Source organism: Gilliamella apis, assembly GCF_030758615.1.
In the GTDB taxonomy this organism is placed as follows: Bacteria; Pseudomonadota; Gammaproteobacteria; order Enterobacterales; family Orbaceae; genus Gilliamella; species Gilliamella apis_A.
This window is the reverse complement of the sequence record NZ_CP132381.1, coordinates 2,210,755-2,226,858: the sequence shown is the minus strand read 5'-3', so window position 1 is coordinate 2,226,858 and position 16,104 is coordinate 2,210,755. Positions and strand designations below refer to the sequence as shown.

Annotated in this window: 31 protein-coding genes; 10 read left to right on the top strand and 21 right to left on the bottom strand. The window is 34.7% G+C overall.

What is annotated here, in order from left to right; genetic code table 11:
• Positions 1 to 440 precede the first annotated feature (440 nt).
• The 21 genes from RAM17_RS10370 to RAM17_RS10270 all read right to left on the bottom strand — a co-directional run bounded on the left by RAM17_RS10370 (position 441) and on the right by RAM17_RS10270 (position 11,712).
• Positions 441 to 1,457, bottom strand: coding sequence for a tyrosine-type recombinase/integrase (locus RAM17_RS10370; RefSeq protein WP_110447342.1), 1,017 nt, complete (start codon positions 1,455 to 1,457; stop codon positions 441 to 443).
• Between the two features lie 2 nt (positions 1,458 to 1,459).
• The gene (locus tag RAM17_RS10365) at positions 1,460 to 1,678 is read right to left on the bottom strand and encodes a DUF4224 domain-containing protein (RefSeq protein WP_110447343.1); all 219 of its coding nucleotides are present in this window, start codon (positions 1,676 to 1,678) and stop codon (positions 1,460 to 1,462) included.
• Positions 1,679 to 1,690: 12 nt separating this feature from the next.
• Positions 1,691 to 2,305: an MT-A70 family methyltransferase gene (locus tag RAM17_RS10360; protein ID WP_110447344.1), complete on the bottom strand. Its 615-nt coding sequence runs from the start codon at positions 2,303 to 2,305 to the stop codon at positions 1,691 to 1,693.
• Positions 2,295 to 3,083, bottom strand: a complete 789-nt coding sequence (locus tag RAM17_RS10355) for a polymer-forming cytoskeletal protein (RefSeq protein ID WP_110447345.1) — start codon at positions 3,081 to 3,083, stop codon at positions 2,295 to 2,297. Before RAM17_RS10355 ends, RAM17_RS10360 begins: the two co-directional genes overlap by 11 nt.
• 11 nt (positions 3,084 to 3,094) lie before the next feature.
• Entirely contained in the window at positions 3,095 to 3,391 is a 297-nt protein-coding gene (locus RAM17_RS10350) for a hypothetical protein (protein WP_110447346.1), read from the bottom strand.
• A gap of 1 nt (position 3,392) precedes the next feature.
• The gene (locus RAM17_RS10345) at positions 3,393 to 4,139 is read right to left on the bottom strand and encodes a DNA-methyltransferase (protein WP_110447347.1); all 747 of its coding nucleotides are present in this window, start codon (positions 4,137 to 4,139) and stop codon (positions 3,393 to 3,395) included.
• A 5-nt stretch (positions 4,140 to 4,144) separates the two neighbouring features.
• A complete protein-coding gene (locus RAM17_RS10340; RefSeq protein ID WP_110447348.1) occupies positions 4,145 to 4,744 on the bottom strand; it encodes a hypothetical protein in 600 nt (199 codons plus the stop codon).
• 9 nt (positions 4,745 to 4,753) lie between these two features.
• Positions 4,754 to 4,978, bottom strand: a complete 225-nt coding sequence (locus RAM17_RS10335; protein WP_110447349.1) for a hypothetical protein — start codon at positions 4,976 to 4,978, stop codon at positions 4,754 to 4,756.
• A gap of 32 nt (positions 4,979 to 5,010) precedes the next feature.
• Positions 5,011 to 5,235: a hypothetical protein gene (locus RAM17_RS10330; protein ID WP_110447350.1), complete on the bottom strand. Its 225-nt coding sequence runs from the start codon at positions 5,233 to 5,235 to the stop codon at positions 5,011 to 5,013.
• Positions 5,222 to 5,641: a hypothetical protein gene (locus RAM17_RS10325; protein WP_110447351.1), complete on the bottom strand. Its 420-nt coding sequence runs from the start codon at positions 5,639 to 5,641 to the stop codon at positions 5,222 to 5,224. The genes RAM17_RS10330 and RAM17_RS10325 overlap by 14 nt, the downstream gene beginning before the upstream one ends.
• Positions 5,642 to 5,702: 61 nt before the next feature.
• Positions 5,703 to 6,083, bottom strand: a complete 381-nt coding sequence (locus RAM17_RS10320) for a single-stranded DNA-binding protein (RefSeq protein ID WP_110447352.1) — start codon at positions 6,081 to 6,083, stop codon at positions 5,703 to 5,705.
• A gap of 3 nt (positions 6,084 to 6,086) precedes the next feature.
• Positions 6,087 to 6,350 carry a hypothetical protein gene (locus RAM17_RS10315; RefSeq protein ID WP_110447353.1) on the bottom strand — a complete coding sequence of 88 codons (264 nt, stop codon included), beginning with the start codon at positions 6,348 to 6,350 and terminating at the stop codon, positions 6,087 to 6,089.
• Positions 6,351 to 6,354: 4 nt separating this feature from the next.
• Positions 6,355 to 6,537 carry a hypothetical protein gene (locus RAM17_RS10310; protein ID WP_110447354.1) on the bottom strand — a complete coding sequence of 61 codons (183 nt, stop codon included), beginning with the start codon at positions 6,535 to 6,537 and terminating at the stop codon, positions 6,355 to 6,357.
• 18 nt (positions 6,538 to 6,555) lie between these two features.
• Positions 6,556 to 7,236, bottom strand: a complete 681-nt coding sequence (locus RAM17_RS10305; protein WP_110447355.1) for a ribonuclease H-like domain-containing protein — start codon at positions 7,234 to 7,236, stop codon at positions 6,556 to 6,558.
• Positions 7,223 to 8,098, bottom strand: a complete 876-nt coding sequence (locus RAM17_RS10300) for an ATP-binding protein (RefSeq protein WP_110447356.1) — start codon at positions 8,096 to 8,098, stop codon at positions 7,223 to 7,225. The genes RAM17_RS10305 and RAM17_RS10300 overlap by 14 nt, the downstream gene beginning before the upstream one ends.
• Complete coding sequence (locus RAM17_RS10295; RefSeq protein WP_181414629.1) at positions 8,085 to 8,246, bottom strand: hypothetical protein; 162 nt, start codon at positions 8,244 to 8,246, stop codon at positions 8,085 to 8,087. The genes RAM17_RS10300 and RAM17_RS10295 overlap by 14 nt, the downstream gene beginning before the upstream one ends.
• Positions 8,247 to 8,426: 180 nt before the next feature.
• Positions 8,427 to 9,092, bottom strand: a complete 666-nt coding sequence (locus tag RAM17_RS10290) for a hypothetical protein (RefSeq protein ID WP_110447357.1) — start codon at positions 9,090 to 9,092, stop codon at positions 8,427 to 8,429.
• Positions 9,085 to 9,324: a hypothetical protein gene (locus tag RAM17_RS10285; protein WP_110447358.1), complete on the bottom strand. Its 240-nt coding sequence runs from the start codon at positions 9,322 to 9,324 to the stop codon at positions 9,085 to 9,087. Before RAM17_RS10285 ends, RAM17_RS10290 begins: the two co-directional genes overlap by 8 nt.
• A gap of 93 nt (positions 9,325 to 9,417) precedes the next feature.
• Positions 9,418 to 10,059 (bottom strand): DUF3560 domain-containing protein, encoded by a 642-nt coding sequence (locus RAM17_RS10280; protein ID WP_110447359.1) that lies wholly within the window; start codon positions 10,057 to 10,059, stop codon positions 9,418 to 9,420.
• A 39-nt stretch (positions 10,060 to 10,098) separates the two neighbouring features.
• Entirely contained in the window at positions 10,099 to 10,380 is a 282-nt protein-coding gene (locus RAM17_RS10275) for a hypothetical protein (protein ID WP_110447360.1), read from the bottom strand.
• Positions 10,381 to 11,034: 654 nt separating this feature from the next.
• A complete protein-coding gene (locus RAM17_RS10270) occupies positions 11,035 to 11,712 on the bottom strand; it encodes a S24 family peptidase (protein ID WP_306240078.1) in 678 nt (225 codons plus the stop codon).
• A gap of 123 nt (positions 11,713 to 11,835) precedes the next feature.
• On the opposite strand from RAM17_RS10270, the gene RAM17_RS10265 reads away from it, so the two are divergent.
• The 10 genes from RAM17_RS10265 to RAM17_RS10220 all read left to right on the top strand — a co-directional run bounded on the left by RAM17_RS10265 (position 11,836) and on the right by RAM17_RS10220 (position 16,043).
• Positions 11,836 to 12,036, top strand: coding sequence for a transcriptional regulator (locus RAM17_RS10265; protein ID WP_110447362.1), 201 nt, complete (start codon positions 11,836 to 11,838; stop codon positions 12,034 to 12,036).
• Between the two features lie 50 nt (positions 12,037 to 12,086).
• A complete protein-coding gene (locus tag RAM17_RS10260; protein ID WP_306240076.1) occupies positions 12,087 to 12,536 on the top strand; it encodes a YmfL family putative regulatory protein in 450 nt (149 codons plus the stop codon).
• A 5-nt stretch (positions 12,537 to 12,541) separates the two neighbouring features.
• Positions 12,542 to 12,766: a helix-turn-helix domain-containing protein gene (locus RAM17_RS10255; protein ID WP_110447364.1), complete on the top strand. Its 225-nt coding sequence runs from the start codon at positions 12,542 to 12,544 to the stop codon at positions 12,764 to 12,766.
• Entirely contained in the window at positions 12,766 to 13,485 is a 720-nt protein-coding gene (locus tag RAM17_RS10250; RefSeq protein WP_110447365.1) for a replication protein, read from the top strand. Before RAM17_RS10255 ends, RAM17_RS10250 begins: the two co-directional genes overlap by 1 nt.
• Positions 13,485 to 14,168 (top strand): replication protein P, encoded by a 684-nt coding sequence (locus tag RAM17_RS10245; protein ID WP_110447366.1) that lies wholly within the window; start codon positions 13,485 to 13,487, stop codon positions 14,166 to 14,168. The genes RAM17_RS10250 and RAM17_RS10245 overlap by 1 nt, the downstream gene beginning before the upstream one ends.
• Before the next feature lie 168 nt (positions 14,169 to 14,336).
• Entirely contained in the window at positions 14,337 to 14,525 is a 189-nt protein-coding gene (locus tag RAM17_RS10240) for a hypothetical protein (RefSeq protein ID WP_110447368.1), read from the top strand.
• A 72-nt stretch (positions 14,526 to 14,597) separates the two neighbouring features.
• Positions 14,598 to 15,041 (top strand): recombination protein NinB, encoded by a 444-nt coding sequence (locus RAM17_RS10235; RefSeq protein ID WP_110447369.1) that lies wholly within the window; start codon positions 14,598 to 14,600, stop codon positions 15,039 to 15,041.
• Positions 15,038 to 15,340, top strand: coding sequence for a hypothetical protein (locus tag RAM17_RS10230; protein ID WP_110447370.1), 303 nt, complete (start codon positions 15,038 to 15,040; stop codon positions 15,338 to 15,340). The genes RAM17_RS10235 and RAM17_RS10230 overlap by 4 nt, the downstream gene beginning before the upstream one ends.
• Complete coding sequence (locus RAM17_RS10225; RefSeq protein ID WP_110447371.1) at positions 15,337 to 15,690, top strand: RusA family crossover junction endodeoxyribonuclease; 354 nt, start codon at positions 15,337 to 15,339, stop codon at positions 15,688 to 15,690. Before RAM17_RS10230 ends, RAM17_RS10225 begins: the two co-directional genes overlap by 4 nt.
• A complete protein-coding gene (locus RAM17_RS10220; protein WP_110447372.1) occupies positions 15,690 to 16,043 on the top strand; it encodes an antiterminator Q family protein in 354 nt (117 codons plus the stop codon). The genes RAM17_RS10225 and RAM17_RS10220 overlap by 1 nt, the downstream gene beginning before the upstream one ends.
• The last annotated feature ends 61 nt before the right edge of the window (positions 16,044 to 16,104 follow it).

Here is a 16,104-nt window from a genome sequence, read left to right as displayed (position 1 = left end):
CCATGAATAATCCCCCAACATTTTTTTAATGTGTTGAATTATGTAGAACGAGATAGGCGCATTTAATAAAAAATACAAAACAGTCCAGTATTTTTAGGTAGATGTTTTGGTACAAGTTCTAAGCGTGGATTGAAATGATTTACTCGGGATGAGCATAAGATTAATGAAAAAGTGGAAATAAAAAAATCCACGTAACCTCATGACTACCAAGATTCTAGTGGATTCTATTACATTGCAGTGGATTCTGCCATAAAAATAAATGGCGGAAGCGCAGAGATTCGAACTCTGGGAGGGTCGCCCCTCGCCGGTTTTCAAGACCGATTATAATTTATTATAAATCAATCAATTACAGAAAAAAGTTGTAATATACAGTGGTTTTTATGTGATAGAAACCGTTTTAATGCAATGGGTTACAGTTTTATATTTCCGTATATTACAACCTATTTTGTCACTTTTGGCAGGTTTAAAGTAGGGGATTTTTTGACCTTGCGATCATATACGAGCACTTGCGATTCTGTTTTATGTCCACTAAACATTTGTTTATCTTTAGTCGCTCCCTCAAAATCAGAAATGCCTTTAGCTTTTAAATCGTGAAATGTGAAAGTAATTTCTTTACCTAAAATTTTTTCAGCCTCCTTTTTGTCTTCGTTCCAATGCTCGTTAAAATTTTTATAGCTGTACTCAACGCCATTTGAATTTAATATCAAAAATGAATCCTTATCATTAGGTGGGAAATGTTCGCGGGCATATTCAAAAACATCTTTTAATCTATCTGTCCATAGTTTTATTTGTTTTACGCCTGTTTTCCCCTGTTTAGCAAACAATCCTTCATCTAGTATTTGTGAATACCGAATTTTTAGGATATCACTCACTCGCATGGCGCATAGATATGCGATTTCCATAGCGATCCTAACTGACGGTCTTGCGATTTCTAATATTGTGTAATATTCGTCGTCCTCAGCATATTTATCTCTAGCCTTAACCTTTAGCTTAGAAATTCCCTGACAAGGATTACCTTTAACATAACCGCGCTCATATCCCCAACTATAAACACGTGACATACTGGACTTTTCGTGATTAGCTTGGGTTTTGCTTTGTTTCCCTCTTAAATCTAAATACCTCCATATATCCTCTGGTTTAATGTTATCAGGATCAACATTACCAAATACTTTTAGCAATTTTTTACTATGTTGCTGATAGTCCTTTTGCGTTCTCGGTGCTAATTCTGAAAAGTAGGCGCTATCTAAGAACAACGCCCACAGCTTAGAAAAGGTTAGTTTGTAATGTGTTTTTGCGATTTCATTATTATATTTAGCCCATAATTCAGCCATACTTGCGCTAATCGGACATAATGTAACTTTTTTACCTTGTCTCGGTTGGTAAACGTAAGAATATTTGTTTTTATACACACGCTCTGGCAATCTATTATCGGCTTTATCTTTTCGACTTCTGCCCATTGCTACAGCGCCTCAAAATTAGGTTTTTTACTAATTACCGTTATGTTATTACTTGAATTTTGACCCCCAGTTAGTGTTGAGCGTAACACTACTGGTTTTTGTGCTCCATTAACATAATGACTAATATTATTATTTTCTAACCATCTTATTTGTTTGCTCGCTATCATGTAGCCGGTTAACGATTTTAATTCATTTTCAGTTAATATGATTGATTCGCCCATAATAGTACCTCTTTATAATTGAATATCATTTTTACACTCATTGCCCCATGAGTGCCAACCATCCACGTTTTGACGAGCAAATAGCTCAATACGTGGGATATCACCATATAACAGCTCCAACCGATCCCTTGCCTCTTGTGGTTTTTCACTATGCCGACCGATTGGCGCTAAAATGATTTGACTTACCGAGTTATTGATGCGCCTAACGCCTTTCCCTTTTACTGCAATCAAACAATCTTCACTATTAGCACGAGTATAATTACCCATGCCAAACCTCAGTTGATCACTGATTAAATTAAATACATCATTAGCATTCATACAACCTAGTTTTTTCATGCTGTTAGTAATGTTCTGACGATAGTTTTTATTGAGTTTAACCCATGTAAAAAGCTTCATCTTCTTAACTTTAAATCCCCACGCTTTTGACAGTTCGATCGCCTCTTTAGCGAATGTATCTGTATACCACATGATCAACACGCTGTTATCATCTGCTAATGATTTTATGTTTAGTGATTTAAGGTCTTGGATTGAGAGGGTGGGGTAGTGATTGTTTGTTGCGGCTCGTGTTTTCTGGTTTTTATACTGCCAAGGGGGATCGCAGTAAATTATTTTGTATTTATTTTTCATGATTTTTCCCACCTTCATTTATCTTGAAAAACTGCTTTATAAATGAGATAGTCGCTATGTATTGATCCAAATATAAATCATTATTCCGATATCTCTCGCAAGCGTAATGAGTAAACTCGCTAATAGTTCCATGATAGCACCCTAAGCTTACTTCGATACCACCTCGCTTACTGCGATATACTGTTAGAATATCGTTTCGTGATCCTATTGGTCCAATAACTAATACATCGTTTGGATCAGAAATTAATGCATCGCCATGTATAAAGGCTTTGGTTTCTAAAAATGATTCAGGCGTGCCTACTGCTATTTCAGCATTGTGAGATACGTACGTAATTCCACCAACAAACGAATGTCTGCTTACAATGGCATTTTCATCTATCCATGCGTGATCGGATATTTCAGCGTGATCTTTTATAATAGCCTTTCCACTGACAAATGCGCGTCCATTCACCGATGCAAAATCAGCTATTATTGCTCGTTCAAATACTTGCGCATCCTTGCTCACTAAGGCGCTTTTACTTATAATCGCTTTGCCATATACCTTCGCATTGCGCATAACCTTAGCATTTTCTATCACACGTGCACGTTCATAAACTTTAGCATCGCCATACACCCAAGAATCACCATAATGAGACAGGTTTGCTTCGCTCTGCACAAATCCGCCCAATGCTCCTTTTTTGACATTTCCAAAATCTCGCAGTGCTCTAATTCTATATAGAGTCCCGCTAGACCATTGTATTGAATCGTCGGTTAATTCATATTTTTTATTGTCTGTCATGATAATCATTCCTACTTTAACACTAATTTATAAACCAAACTTTCAGCGGTTGGCTCAATAGGATAAACTTGCATAGATGCTTCTTTTGCCTTCTCCAGACACTCAATATCGCCCGTTTCCACATTACAGATTAGAAATAGTTCATCAAATTTTTTAGTTGTGATGCCTAATTTTTCACATAGGCTTTGTGAGTAATTTAACAACATTAAAATGCAACTATCATTACTTGGATGACATACAAAAAATGCACCTGACGGTAATTCTGATAAATGCTGTGGTTTGGGTTCAAGTAATGTTATTTTGTACATACTACGCCGTCCTTTTTATCTCTAATTGATTACGATATTGCTCAATTCGGGATTTTGCTAACTCAAAATATTTATCGTCTTTTTCAATTCCAATAAATTTACGATTCATATTTAAACAGGCTATACCAGTGGTCCCACTACCCATTGTGAAATCGAGTATTACATCGTTTTCATTTGAATATGTTTTTATAAAATATTCACACAACGAGACTGGCTTTTGAGTTGGGTGTAAACTAATCAACTGCTTGTCACTTGGAAAAATAATAACATCACGCGGATACCTGCTCGTTGAATCATAATGTTGCATTTTTATTGCATCGCCATAACACTCTGAATTAACATTTTTTCTTGATGCAGTTTTTCGAGGGTGTCCATGTGTTATTTGTGGGTTATATGTTGGTTTTTTGCGATAAAATACAATAATATTTTCGTGAGCACGCAACGGTTGGATTTTTGCATTTAAAAAACCAGTAGCTGTAGTTTTTTCCCATATCCATTCAGTTCGGTAATTTTTTAAATTGCTATTTATTAATACGCTGGTGAATGGTTGAGCTGAGAATAGACATACTACCGCATTGTCTTTCGTTATTCTGTTAATATGATTCCAAAGCTTACCGAGATTTAGAGTCGTGTCCCATTTGCATTTGGTTGTGCCGTACGGGGGATCGCATAGCACCATATCAATACTATCATCAGGAATTGCCTCCATTAATTCTAGACAATCCCCATTCAGTAAATTGTACTCCATGACTGTTACTCACTTGTTGCATCATCAAATTTCTTTATACCCCAAACGATTGCGTAACAGAGCCAGATGTAGTGACCTGTGAATTCTCTGTAATCAGATTCCCAAAACTCGTCAAATTTAAAGTCTTTAAAACTAAAATTCCTGATCGCTTCGACTATTTCATATTCATCCTCTGAATATAAGATTTCAAACTTAAATTCTTCTAGCAAGTCCTCTTTATCGTCTTCTGATAGATTATTGTCTTGTATGTACTTATTTAAATATATTTTTGCATTTTCCTTGACTTTATCTGTGTCAAATTCTGAGTAGCTTTCAATTCTTGCATCCCATGATGTTGATCGAATTTTTTCAGCCCAGTAATCAGGGTTTATTTTTAAATCATCAGACCGAAAAAAATCAAACATGTCATGTAGTCGTGAAAACACTAATGCGCCCATATCTCCAGTAATTATTAGATAGTCAGGAAACGTAGTAATATTAAAATATTGATTGCAATCATTAGGGTTTTTAAATGTTAGATGCCGATAAACTCCATTATTTTTATGAATAGTTAACTCGTGATTTTTAACGTCATTTAAAAATTGTTCTAGTGTTGGTAGTGTCATAATTGTTACCTATATCATTTTATTAATATTTAAATGCATAATCATATTTGAGGCATTGCCATATATTCGTTTGCTTTCTAGAATGAAATGATTAGAGTAGGGATTGAATAGCATTTCACCCCAAATTGTTTTTATTTGAATCCATTCATTGTCTACAGTTTCGTAATCTAATTTTTCGTCATTTATTTTTGACATATTTCGTTCAAATCGTTTTAAACGTTTATCATCCGTCATAATTTTTCCTTGATTTGGATAGGTTAGGGTGGTTAGCCATTGTCCCGAACGGCTTTTGCTTTAACTAATTTAACACTCTCAATTTCCATTAGGTATTTTGCCTCGCCATCACACAATCTAACTGCATGATATTCTGTTGGTCCAGAGTGCAATGCTTTAGATTTTATGTACAGATGATTCATATAGATAAATGAATCACCACAATTTAATTTGCCAAACTCTATGGTTATATCGTAAACGCTACTATCTATATTCATCTTTGTTTTCCTTGTTCAATAATTCATCTAACCCGTCTTGTAGCTCCTCCTCAAAAACTGTTCCACCGTTATAAAACATGCTAACAAAATCAATAGAACCATCGTAATTTTTAATGAATTTATTACCATAGCAGCACTCCTCTGCAACGTAATTATCAAATCTGTAGATTACATTTTTATAAAAACAATATTTAGGCAATCCATTCATATCATTAGATGCACATAGTAACATTGGCGATTTTTCAGTTGTCACATCTGTTATACCGTCATCATCTAAATAAATTTCTATAGATGATGCTAAATAACCTGTTAATTCATTTTCATAAACAAAATCGATAAATCCTTGATGGTTGTTGATAGTTTTAACTGGTGTTAATGTACCTGTATGTAATTCTGTATAACTCATTTTGTTCTCCAGATATTAAAAAACCGCTACAAGAGCGGTTATGTTTAGTTAAATATTTGATTTAAAAAGGTATATCGTCCTCTAGTGGTTCTTCTTGCTCTTGCGCTTGTGCTTGTTGCTGGGCTTGAATATCAAGCTTTTTAGTCGGCTGAATTTGATTTACTCGCAAGCAAGGTTTGATATGTGTCACGCCGTCCTTAGTCCATTCTTCGACATAAAACTCACCACTAACAACTAGTAAATCACCTTTTTTGATGTTTGGAGCATATGCTTCAGCTACTTTTCCCCATAGCACACACTTAACCCACGATGTTTTTTGATTATCACCGAATCCTTGCTTAACAGGTAAATTAAATTCACCAATAGCTGTACCTTGTTGTGTGTAACGTAATTCAGCATTTGCACCTGCATTACCTGTTACTGTCATTGTATTAATAGACATCACTTATTCCTTCATATTTAAATTAGATTTTATTTGAGCTTGTATTTTTTCTATTTGAATTTTCAAACGAAAATTCACAGCCTGAATTACATCAGATAGACTCATAAAAAATATATAATGCTTTTTATCAAAACAACTTTTACCACAATAGAACCTATGTTCTGTGATTTTTGATATAATCAATCTCATCGGTTCTACAACTTCTTGAGATGCAAGCCACACTACATCACCAACCTTTAGCTTTTGCCATTCTTCTACTGTAATCATGCTATTACTCGTCAAATTTAATCTCTTCAACAACACGCGCTTGTTCATTGATCGGGCAACCAATATTTAAATAACTAAAAGGATAACGTTTAATTTCTTTGCGAACATCTTCTTCTGTGTTTGCTTCAACGTCAAACTTATATACATACTCTACAACTTGCACAAACGTGCCTGTAAATTTAGCCATAATTAAATCCTAGTGAAACTACTTAGTATCTTGAAAAGTCAAACGCTTATGAATAGCACGAACCTTTTCGACATCATCACCGCAGTAGTCCGCAACCCGTTTTAAGTTGCCTGCTTGCACAAAATCCCAAACCATAGAACCATCAATCTCATTATCTTTTGGCGGAATATTGAGAGACAGGCACACTTCATTAAGTGATACATAATTTCGCTTTCCTGCCCACTCCGTCATAGTGTCAAATATATGCATATCATTAAATGATTTACTATTAAGTGGTAGAATTGATGGAGGATTTACACCTAAAACGATTGCACGTTGATAAATAAAGCGCAGGTCAAAATTTTCTATATTATGACCGATAAATCGAGGTGGAATATCACGGTTAGGTTTATAAAGCTCTATTAAATCATTAAAAAATTCTTTTAAGATTTTTACCTCTGATGTTGCCCAATCATCAAAATAAATAGTTTTGACAGGATCATCATTTATTGCGTAACCAATACAAACAATCTGACCAAAACCACCATTTAAGGCGGTTTTTCGGTAGGCTAAATCTTTGTTTTCTTTAATCCATAAATCGATTGATTCTTGCTTCTTGTAATTTGCTGGAGGAGTTAAATTTGTTTGTACGTGATTTTTTAGGTGTTCTGATTGAGTGGGTATAGTTTCGATATCGAAATAAATATTAAACTGTTGCATTTTCTTCCTCCGTAGTGAATTTTTCCTTTAATTTGTCATAAATGCTTTTTGCTTCTTCTTGTTCAGGAAAACCCATCAAATTTTTATATGCCGTTTGAAATGCGATTTTTAGCTCATTAATATTTTGAGCATTGTTTGCTTTTTCTTTGAAGTTGTTTAGCTCCGCCATCTCTTTGGATACACCATCATTTAGCCATTCCAGTAATTGTTCGCCAGTTTGAGATGTTATCTTGAATATGTTCCCATCAAATAGACGCGTTCTGTCTTTTGTTGCGGTAGCATTGTGATTAATATCAATATCAAACATTACCGTAAACTCATATTCCATTCCGTCACGCTGAACTGGAGCTAAACCGACCTTTTTAGGTGCTTGTTTACCATTACCGTTGTCTTGTAGAACGTAATCCTGCTTGCTTCTCATTGTAGCAATGATATGACATGGACTTGCTAGCATTGTATTAACAAGCGCATTGTGCTCTGGCGTAATAGTTCTCCAAGCTGTGTAGCCATTCCCCTTGCCGCTATCTGCGATTTTCCCTTGCTTATCCAATAAGCCACCATCACCAGCCCAAGCATGGGAAAGGCTATCAATAATAATTACGTCATAATTAGCTTGCTCGAACGCCTTAATTGCTTGTAAATATTTATCAATAGTGTAGGGCGCTTGAATTTGAATAATGTCATAGTCTCCCAAGTCAGCATATAAATCACCGCTACCTTGTTCCGTGTCAATTAACCCCACTTTTTGACCCAATCCAAATGCTAATAATAATGATGAATATGTTTTGCCAGCACCGCTCGGAGCAGCCATACCCAATCTTAATTTTGCCTTTTTCCTAACCGCCTTTCTAATCTCTACCATATCGAACCTCATTTGAATATGTGTCATTTTCTTGTTTTTGGACTTGTAAATTAGCTAATTTTATTAAATCAACCCTGTGCGCTTCAGCTATATCAATTATTAATTTTTCTTTAGTTGATAATGAATTGTATACTTCTTCCCATTCCATAAATCACCTTAAAGCCTCTCTAATCATCCATTGAAACAACATAAATAAACCGCCGAACGTTGTTAAAAGGACACAAAAAAGGGCGTAAATTTGTTCGCCCTTCGTTAACTCATAATTGATTGCCATTCGGTCTGTTTGTCGAACATTACAGCCGACATGATCGATAGGTATGCTGTTCATCTATATATCCTCTGGTCGTTCTGTTAATGATGTTTCCCAGTTAATACCGTTAGAATCAAAAATAAGAGGACTTTTTACGTGGTCAACTTCAGATAGAAGCCACGCCCCATCAAATCTTTTAGGCGCTTTTTTGCAATGATAAAAGTGCTCATTTTTATCCATAACTATGAATCGAAATTCTTTATTTATTTTCTTCCATGTCTTACGAGAAACAGGGATAGGTGTTGGTGTTGGTTTTATACGGTATTCATAACCCATGTCAGGGAATAAAATGGTCGATGTTCCCCATTCACCACCAATATTAACCTCAACAGGAATTTTTTGCATTATAGCTAACAGAATTTGCACCATATGCTCTTGCTCTGCGTTCTGTGGTATTAATTTGCTGTCATTATTTTTTATGGCATTAAAGAACCAATCGGTGATGTTTTCGTTCTTACTTTCCTTATAATATTTTATGGCGTGAGTTATCCTATTGTCCTCACCACAAAAACCAATATCTACTGGGTAGTTAGATGGTTTATATTCCGTTGCTTTATCACCATCACGCCATTTTATTCTCGCCTCATCACAAGCTTGTAAAACTAAATCAGCATCTTGTTCAGCCTTGCACTCAACATACCAATCACCTTTCTTCAATCGTTCAATAACTTGTTCATTAATCATTGCTTTCTTCCTCGAAATAATCTATTAACCATAATTCAAAACTTTCTTTGACTGCCTGTTCTGGTAGTGTTACTTCCCAGTGCCCGAAATTAGCATCAAACCCACTACGTTCTAGTAATTCAATCACCAGTTCATCTATGTAATCTTGCGTGTAATTTTTTGAATACTCATGTTGTTTTATTAGCTTAATCAAAAGTTCTAAATATTCTTGTTTCCATTCTGTGTAATTCATTGTTTTAACCCTCTAAAAAAGCCCTCAAAAGAGGGCAAAGGATGTAGGTAGTAAATAAACAGCGCTTTCGAGGCAGGCGCCAAGCCTTAACTTTTATCCCCACAACTTAATCGCTAAATCGTAGTTTTTTTGTTGCTCATTCACATCTTTCTTTGCGTATGTTAATGAGTACATGTGTTGTTTGGGGTATTTACCGCTTTTTAAGCCTTGATGATATTCTTTTGCTTTTTCTAATTTGTAGCTGTAATACTCGATGCATTCAGGCATTGAAAGATTGATAACATCTTGCTTTTTCTCCCAGTATTCGGCTTTTCTTTCGTGTTCTTCGGCTTTTTTAGTCATTTTCACCGCATTACCGACTCTATCCCAATTTCGAACAATGAGCGCTCTATGTCGTTTTTCGCTGTGATGTCCAATTTTAATTGGCTCAGCAAGTCTTAAAAATTCGGCTCCTTCTTGTGAAGCCTTCATATATGCGCTACTTTTTTTATGAGCAGATAAAGCCCATTCATCATATTTTTCAGCTTTACGCTTAGCTCGTTCTTGAACATTAAATCCGTCAGCTCGCACTATTGAATAGTAGAAAAATCCATCTTTTTCAAATACAAGATTAAACACAATCGATTCATTATCTTTACCGTATTTAGTGGTTACCTCAATAATGTCGCCTTTGTTGTGTTGCTCAGAACATTTTGCCAAAAAAACATTTGGTGCATATTTATGATAAGTATTCATGCTGTTTATTCCGTTGCTAATGTTGCTTTAAAAAGCCTGCTAGTAACAGGCTTTTTGATTGTTGATTAAGCTAGTTGCTTTTATATTAAATAGTGTTTCAAGCGCTTCTTCGACGCCATCAGAATCGATATATTTTTCACCGAAGATCTCTAAAATGATATTTTCCATCTTAAAATAATCATCATCACTCATATCTTTGCGTAATGATTTTGCTAATGAGTTGATTTCTGCATCTCTTTTATCTTTAGCAGTCGTTGTTCTCATCATGTTGCAATATGCTCTTTCGTGATTATTCGCCACTTGTTGATCTAAAGTTTTCATAGCTAATCCATCCTTTTATCCATTCAAACTCAAGCCCACTTGTTTAAATGGGCTTTGATTTGAATGCTCAGTTATCTCTAGAGCAGAGTTTTTGCGCCTCAGTTAACCTTTCGCCAGTGTTGCCTTTTTCCGTAAGTTATCGAAAGGTCTTCTCGACAAGTTCGGGCGATTTTTTACGCTAGGGTCTAAACAGTAATAACAGTGCCGCTAACACTATTAGCGGTTAACTAAATCCGACTTTGCTAATTTTTAAAGAGCTAACAACTTGTTGGTAAGTTGATTTGTTTTGATGTGATCAAGTTTAGTAAATAATAAACCATAAGTAAAGTAAATAATTTAATAAACACTAAACTTTTTGTGTGTTAGATTATTTTTCCTTATTAAATCAATAAGTTAAAAATTAAAAATAATTGTTTGATTGGTTGTTTTTTGAGCTGTAATTGGTTTTTATAGATGGTGTGTTCTAAATTTTTATGTGTATATTGTTATTTTTAACTATATTAAAACTTTAAAAAAAGAGGGATATTTGAGGGTGCTATTATTATATTTGATATTAGTAAGCTATTACTGTATATAGATTATCGGCTTTATATTGATTAATATTAAAAGCCATGAATTTCGTTTAATAAAAATAATTATGACAATACGGCCATATCAACCATGTTTTCTGAGCATCATTGATTGACTTAACATTACTTTTCCATGTATATACAACTGATCAAATTCATCAGTTGTTATCTCCCAATCTCTATATTGTTTGTTATCAGATAACACAACGAGTTTATTTTTTATCATTTGAAGTCGTTTTACATACAATCCATTACCAAACGTAAACACATATATACCGTCACTTTGGAATTGATTTACTGTAATGTCTATATAAATAGCATCTCCACATTCAAATGTGCCTTGCATCGAATCACCAGAAACATTTATTACCTTTAGGTTACTAGATGGCATACCATTAAATAATGTTTTTGCTTGATCATTATCATATTCGATACATTTTATAACTTCTATTATATCGTTATTCAAAAAACCATGTCCTGCACTTGCTGTTATATTTAAAACTTCTATTACATAATTGTTATTTTTATTGTCATTGTCATAAACGTTATCAATTTTACTTGAATCATCGATGTTTGATTTATCCAAATAAAACGGGGGCATACCATAATCAGACTCTAAACGACGAGCTGATTTCTCGCCAAAAGAAGCCTTACCACTAATTAACTGTGAAATATAGCTTTTTTCTTTTTGCGGTATTGTTTTATTTAAAAACCATTGTTTTAAATTTTTAGCTCTAAGATTTTTTAGTTCGTTTCTGTTCATAGCATCTCCTGTTTTTTATATTTTATTTAGTAATTGCTAAACAAGCAAAAAATAAACTTTACTTTACTTTTGGTTTAGTGTTAAATAAACCAAGTTTAATTTTAACTAAACTTTAGAGGTAAAATGAAGCTATCAGAATATTTATCCAAACTTCCTCGGGGTGGTAAAAGTCAACTTGCCGAAAAAGTCGGTGTGTCTAAGTCTTTTTTGCGTCAGATGGAATCGGGAGCAGCCAAAATCCCAATACATGTTGCAAAAAAAATCGAATTATACACTTCAGGTAACGTGTCAAAGAATGAACTACGTCCTGATGTATGGGATTAATAATACAAACAAAATTTTAATAATGTAACCCAAATGAAAGGCTAATAAATATGGGTAATAAGAAAAAATTAATTAACGACTTGCTCAATCGTATTGATGGTGGAGTAGAAGTGGCCGCAAGTTATCTAGGATTATCAATATCAGCGTTTAATGATTGCAGGTATGAAAACAAAGGCACAAGGTTTTTTAGTGGTGATGAACTGCTGGCTTTGCAAAATTTAAGTAAAACCGCGCTAGTTGCTGAGTTTTATGCTGAACAGGCTGGTTGTCTAGTTGTAACTAAAATGAAAGCAGAACAGCTCGAAAATTTCGACCTATACATGATGAGTCTTGAAGCCGCAAAAGCAAATGGTGCTGTAGCAACAGCAATCCATGATGCCATTGCAGACGATGGTGTTATAGATGAACAAGAAGCAAAGGACATTAGGCATAAAACAGATATCGCTAACAAGCTTAATAGAACGCTATCAGAAAATACAATTAATTTACATAAGAAATAATAAATATGGGCACATTAAGAACTAAAAAAACACTGAGCCAATGCGATCGAATATTAATTCATTTGCAGAGTGGCAAGACAATTAACCCATTACAGGCGTTGAATCTATATGGCTGTTTTAGATTGGGTGCTCGCATCTATGATCTTAAAAAAGCTGGTTTTGATATTGATAGCCGCTTAGTCCATAAGAATGGCGTTCAATACGCTGAATATTCGATGAGAGGTGAGTAATGAGTCAGTTTATAGCTAATTCCTTTCAAGTTCCTAACGCTGTCGTTGATGAGTTAATGGCGAAAATGTCAGCCAATGCGTTGCGCTGTTATCTATTAATAACTCGTAAAACTACTGGCTGGGGTAAAAGTAGCGACAAAATTAGTGCTTCACAATTTATGGATTATTTAGGAATTAAGGACAAGCGGACTATTTACACAGCTCTAACTGAATTAGCTAATTTAGGGTTAATTAATACCATTAAAAATAATGGTGGAATAACTGAATATTCACTAGTTTTAGAGCTGTCCGAACCAGTAACAAAAAATGCAGGTACAAAAAATGCTACTAGTAGCAAAAAATGCACTGAACCAGTGACAAAAAATGTACCTACCACCAGTAACAAAAAATGTCACTCTACAAAAGACAATATAAAAAACAATATTACAAAAAAAAGAAATACTGTTTTTGATCCGATTTCTGTCAAACCTCAAAATGTGAGTTTGGATGTTTGGTGTAACTGGATTGATTACAGAAATTCGTTAGGTAAAAAACTACAACCACAATCGTGGATAAAACAATCCCAAATGTTAGAGGAACAAGAAAACCCCGAAGCCATGATAAACCGATCCATTATGAACGGTTGGCAAGGTCTTTTTCCACTAAAAAACGCCCTAACCACAGGAAGCCCTGTTAGTGACACTTCGTGGATAAATGATCTTAATGGAGAAATGTTTTAATGAAAAATATCACCGAATTAGTTCCGCAGTTCAAGCCTGTTAGTATTGCTGATGATTCAAATAAACAACAGCAGAAAGAACAAGTTGCCGAGATTGTAAATAAATTATTTAAACAGCTTAAAGCGGCATGTCCTGCGATGTTCCACACTTTAAATAACAATGATGAGAGTTCAATTAAACGTCAATGGATAATTGGTTTTATTGAAAATGGCATCAATCCAGCAATGATTAATGCAGGTATGCGTATAGCCAGACAACAAAGTAATCCGTTTATGCCATCGGTAGGGCAATTTATCGGGTGGTGTGAAAAAGGATTAGTAGAGGAATATGGACTACCAACCGCAGAAAGTTTGACTAAAGCGGTTATTGAATTTGGTAAATACAAAGGATTTGATGATTTTTGCGATTACGATTACGGAAGTGATGCTAATTATTGGTTGATAAATGATCTCCACCGAATAATGCAAGATGAAAATTTAGGGATAGAAAAATTACAGTTAAGAGCGGAAAAAATGATTGCCGAAATGGCAAAAAAAATAATGAAAGGCTATGTAATCCCAACGCCTAACAAGGCTTTACCTAAAAAAATCGAAGAAAGGCCGCTATCAAATGAAATGCAGTTATCCAAGCTTGAAGAAATAAAACGACGATTTGGTTTTAGTTATGCGAAAGCTGCTAGTTAATCACTGCTCACTCGGTCAATATCACATGTTGGACAAAATAGCGTATGACCATGTGACAGAAATCCGAAAACGCGGCGCAAATGTAGCAAAAATTAAATATGAGTTATCAGAAAGAGTAAAGAAATTTACTGATGAAGAAAGGAATAAATTGAGGGAGTTAATAAAAAAATGGCTAGAAAATATCAAATAACAGCAGAAGTAAAAAAGGGTTGGCAAGCGTGGGGAACAATCGTATTGCATCGTGATTCAAAACTCACAGAAAAAGGTTTAATTAACACGCTGGCTACAGTTAAAAACTCATTCGGCAACACTAAAGTTGATGTTGAGGTACGTAATTTTCAGTGCGTGACGGTTTAGTATGAGTGATAAAACAATATTTTATATAGCGCTATTAGTTTTTTTTGCATTTGTCATCTGGAGAGTGACTAAGTGATAAAAGAAATCAGATTAACACATGAACTAGCGCGCACTACAGCGATTGACGTAATAAGCCAATTACCAGTTGATAGTGAACACCCTCTAAGAATTGTGATTGATGAAGACAAGCGAACACTAGCACAAAATCGCATGATGTGGGCTGTTTTAAATGATATAGCAAAACAGGTTAACTGGAACGGAGAGCAGCTAACTGCTGAAGAATGGAAGCATCTAATTACCGCCAATTTACACGGGCAAAAATGTTTTAAAGGTATTGGTGGTGGGCTGGTGTTTATGGGGCTATCAACTCGCAAAATGAATAAAAAAGAATTTGCTGACGTGGTGACATGTGCTGAACAATTTGGTGCGGAAAATGGCGTTAAATTTAGTAATGATGCGTTGGAGGCTATACAACTAGCAGAACAGTACAAAGACCAGTTATCAAAGGTGGCATGATGATAAAACAGGTTATTTATCGAAACTCAAAATGGCTCGATGCTGTTAAATCAATAGAATATTGCGTCTTATGTGGTTGTTATTGTCAAACTCAGCCTGCGCATAGAAATGAAGGCAAGGGAATGGGTATGAAAACGGATGACTGTGCATGTGCCGCATTGTGTAATCAATGTCATTATCAGATTGATAACGGTAAAGAATTAACAAGAGAAGAAAGACGAATTTTATTGGATAAAGCAATAGTATTAACAATTATTCAGTTAGCAAGGCGAGGGAAAATAGGGGTAATGAAAGCATGATTACACTAACACTTCCTTATCCTCCAACGGTTAATCATTATTGGGGAACGGCAGGAAAGCGAAGATACATTAAACCTGACGGCATTAAATTTAGAAACGCCGTTATAGCTATCGTATTGCAGAATAAAGCTAATAAGAAGTTATCTGAAAGGGTAATGGTTGAAATTAAAGCTTATATGCCAGATAGAAGAAAACGAGACCTAGATAATATAAATAAGGCTATTTTTGATGCATTAATTCATAGCGGTGTCATTTTGGATGATGAGCAAATAGATGTATTACACAGTGAAAGAAAAGAAGTTATCAAGGGTGGCAGAATAGAATTATCTATAAGTAAATTGGGGGCGTAATGAGAGAAACTAAAGATATTCTGACAGCGTGGAAGAATACACGCATTTTAAAAAGAATGGGAACTGAGTATCCGTCGAAATCTGCTGGCATTGAAGGTGCACCTAGAGATTTTGATTATCGTCAGTATTTAACCGAAGAAGAGGCAGAGATTGTTGATAATGCTGTGTTAACCCTCAAATCTGATAATTATTCACAATGGATTGTATTAACTGCTTATTATTTGCGTAATATTTCTTGTAATGCTCAAGCCAAGGCGATCGGGAAAAGACCTCATGATATTATTAATTTATTAAATCAGGCGGAAATGTTTATAAGAGGTAATATTTACGATTTTTTCAAAAAAGCGGCATAAAATTCAAAAAAGTGTTATTAAAATACTGGACTTTGCGCAAATGCGCATATATAATTGGTGC

Coding starts and splice junctions, on each gene's coding strand:
- RAM17_RS10240 (WP_110447368.1), top strand. CDS start 14,337: ATGGCTAGAAAATATCAAATAACAGCAGAAGTAAAAAAGGGTTGGCAA.
- RAM17_RS10360 (WP_110447344.1), bottom strand. CDS start 2,305: ATGAAAAATAAATACAAAATAATTTACTGCGATCCCCCTTGGCAGTAT.
- RAM17_RS10315 (WP_110447353.1), bottom strand. CDS start 6,350: ATGATTACAGTAGAAGAATGGCAAAAGCTAAAGGTTGGTGATGTAGTG.
- RAM17_RS10295 (WP_181414629.1), bottom strand. CDS start 8,246: ATGGAATGGGAAGAAGTATACAATTCATTATCAACTAAAGAAAAATTA.
- RAM17_RS10305 (WP_110447355.1), bottom strand. CDS start 7,236: ATGCAACAGTTTAATATTTATTTCGATATCGAAACTATACCCACTCAA.
- RAM17_RS10230 (WP_110447370.1), top strand. CDS start 15,038: ATGATGATAAAACAGGTTATTTATCGAAACTCAAAATGGCTCGATGCT.
- RAM17_RS10260 (WP_306240076.1), top strand. CDS start 12,087: ATGGGTAATAAGAAAAAATTAATTAACGACTTGCTCAATCGTATTGAT.
- RAM17_RS10355 (WP_110447345.1), bottom strand. CDS start 3,083: ATGACAGACAATAAAAAATATGAATTAACCGACGATTCAATACAATGG.
- RAM17_RS10300 (WP_110447356.1), bottom strand. CDS start 8,098: ATGGTAGAGATTAGAAAGGCGGTTAGGAAAAAGGCAAAATTAAGATTG.
- RAM17_RS10335 (WP_110447349.1), bottom strand. CDS start 4,978: ATGACGGATGATAAACGTTTAAAACGATTTGAACGAAATATGTCAAAA.
- RAM17_RS10330 (WP_110447350.1), bottom strand. CDS start 5,235: ATGAATATAGATAGTAGCGTTTACGATATAACCATAGAGTTTGGCAAA.
- RAM17_RS10320 (WP_110447352.1), bottom strand. CDS start 6,083: ATGTCTATTAATACAATGACAGTAACAGGTAATGCAGGTGCAAATGCT.
- RAM17_RS10325 (WP_110447351.1), bottom strand. CDS start 5,641: ATGAGTTATACAGAATTACATACAGGTACATTAACACCAGTTAAAACT.
- RAM17_RS10280 (WP_110447359.1), bottom strand. CDS start 10,059: ATGAATACTTATCATAAATATGCACCAAATGTTTTTTTGGCAAAATGT.
- RAM17_RS10285 (WP_110447358.1), bottom strand. CDS start 9,324: ATGAATTACACAGAATGGAAACAAGAATATTTAGAACTTTTGATTAAG.
- RAM17_RS10340 (WP_110447348.1), bottom strand. CDS start 4,744: ATGACACTACCAACACTAGAACAATTTTTAAATGACGTTAAAAATCAC.
- RAM17_RS10225 (WP_110447371.1), top strand. CDS start 15,337: ATGATTACACTAACACTTCCTTATCCTCCAACGGTTAATCATTATTGG.
- RAM17_RS10255 (WP_110447364.1), top strand. CDS start 12,542: ATGGGCACATTAAGAACTAAAAAAACACTGAGCCAATGCGATCGAATA.
- RAM17_RS10250 (WP_110447365.1), top strand. CDS start 12,766: ATGAGTCAGTTTATAGCTAATTCCTTTCAAGTTCCTAACGCTGTCGTT.
- RAM17_RS10265 (WP_110447362.1), top strand. CDS start 11,836: ATGAAGCTATCAGAATATTTATCCAAACTTCCTCGGGGTGGTAAAAGT.
- RAM17_RS10275 (WP_110447360.1), bottom strand. CDS start 10,380: ATGAAAACTTTAGATCAACAAGTGGCGAATAATCACGAAAGAGCATAT.
- RAM17_RS10345 (WP_110447347.1), bottom strand. CDS start 4,139: ATGGAGTACAATTTACTGAATGGGGATTGTCTAGAATTAATGGAGGCA.
- RAM17_RS10310 (WP_110447354.1), bottom strand. CDS start 6,537: ATGGCTAAATTTACAGGCACGTTTGTGCAAGTTGTAGAGTATGTATAT.
- RAM17_RS10220 (WP_110447372.1), top strand. CDS start 15,690: ATGAGAGAAACTAAAGATATTCTGACAGCGTGGAAGAATACACGCATT.
- RAM17_RS10350 (WP_110447346.1), bottom strand. CDS start 3,391: ATGTACAAAATAACATTACTTGAACCCAAACCACAGCATTTATCAGAA.
- RAM17_RS10270 (WP_306240078.1), bottom strand. CDS start 11,712: ATGAACAGAAACGAACTAAAAAATCTTAGAGCTAAAAATTTAAAACAA.
- RAM17_RS10290 (WP_110447357.1), bottom strand. CDS start 9,092: ATGATTAATGAACAAGTTATTGAACGATTGAAGAAAGGTGATTGGTAT.
- RAM17_RS10245 (WP_110447366.1), top strand. CDS start 13,485: ATGAAAAATATCACCGAATTAGTTCCGCAGTTCAAGCCTGTTAGTATT.
- RAM17_RS10365 (WP_110447343.1), bottom strand. CDS start 1,678: ATGGGCGAATCAATCATATTAACTGAAAATGAATTAAAATCGTTAACC.
- RAM17_RS10370 (WP_110447342.1), bottom strand. CDS start 1,457: ATGGGCAGAAGTCGAAAAGATAAAGCCGATAATAGATTGCCAGAGCGT.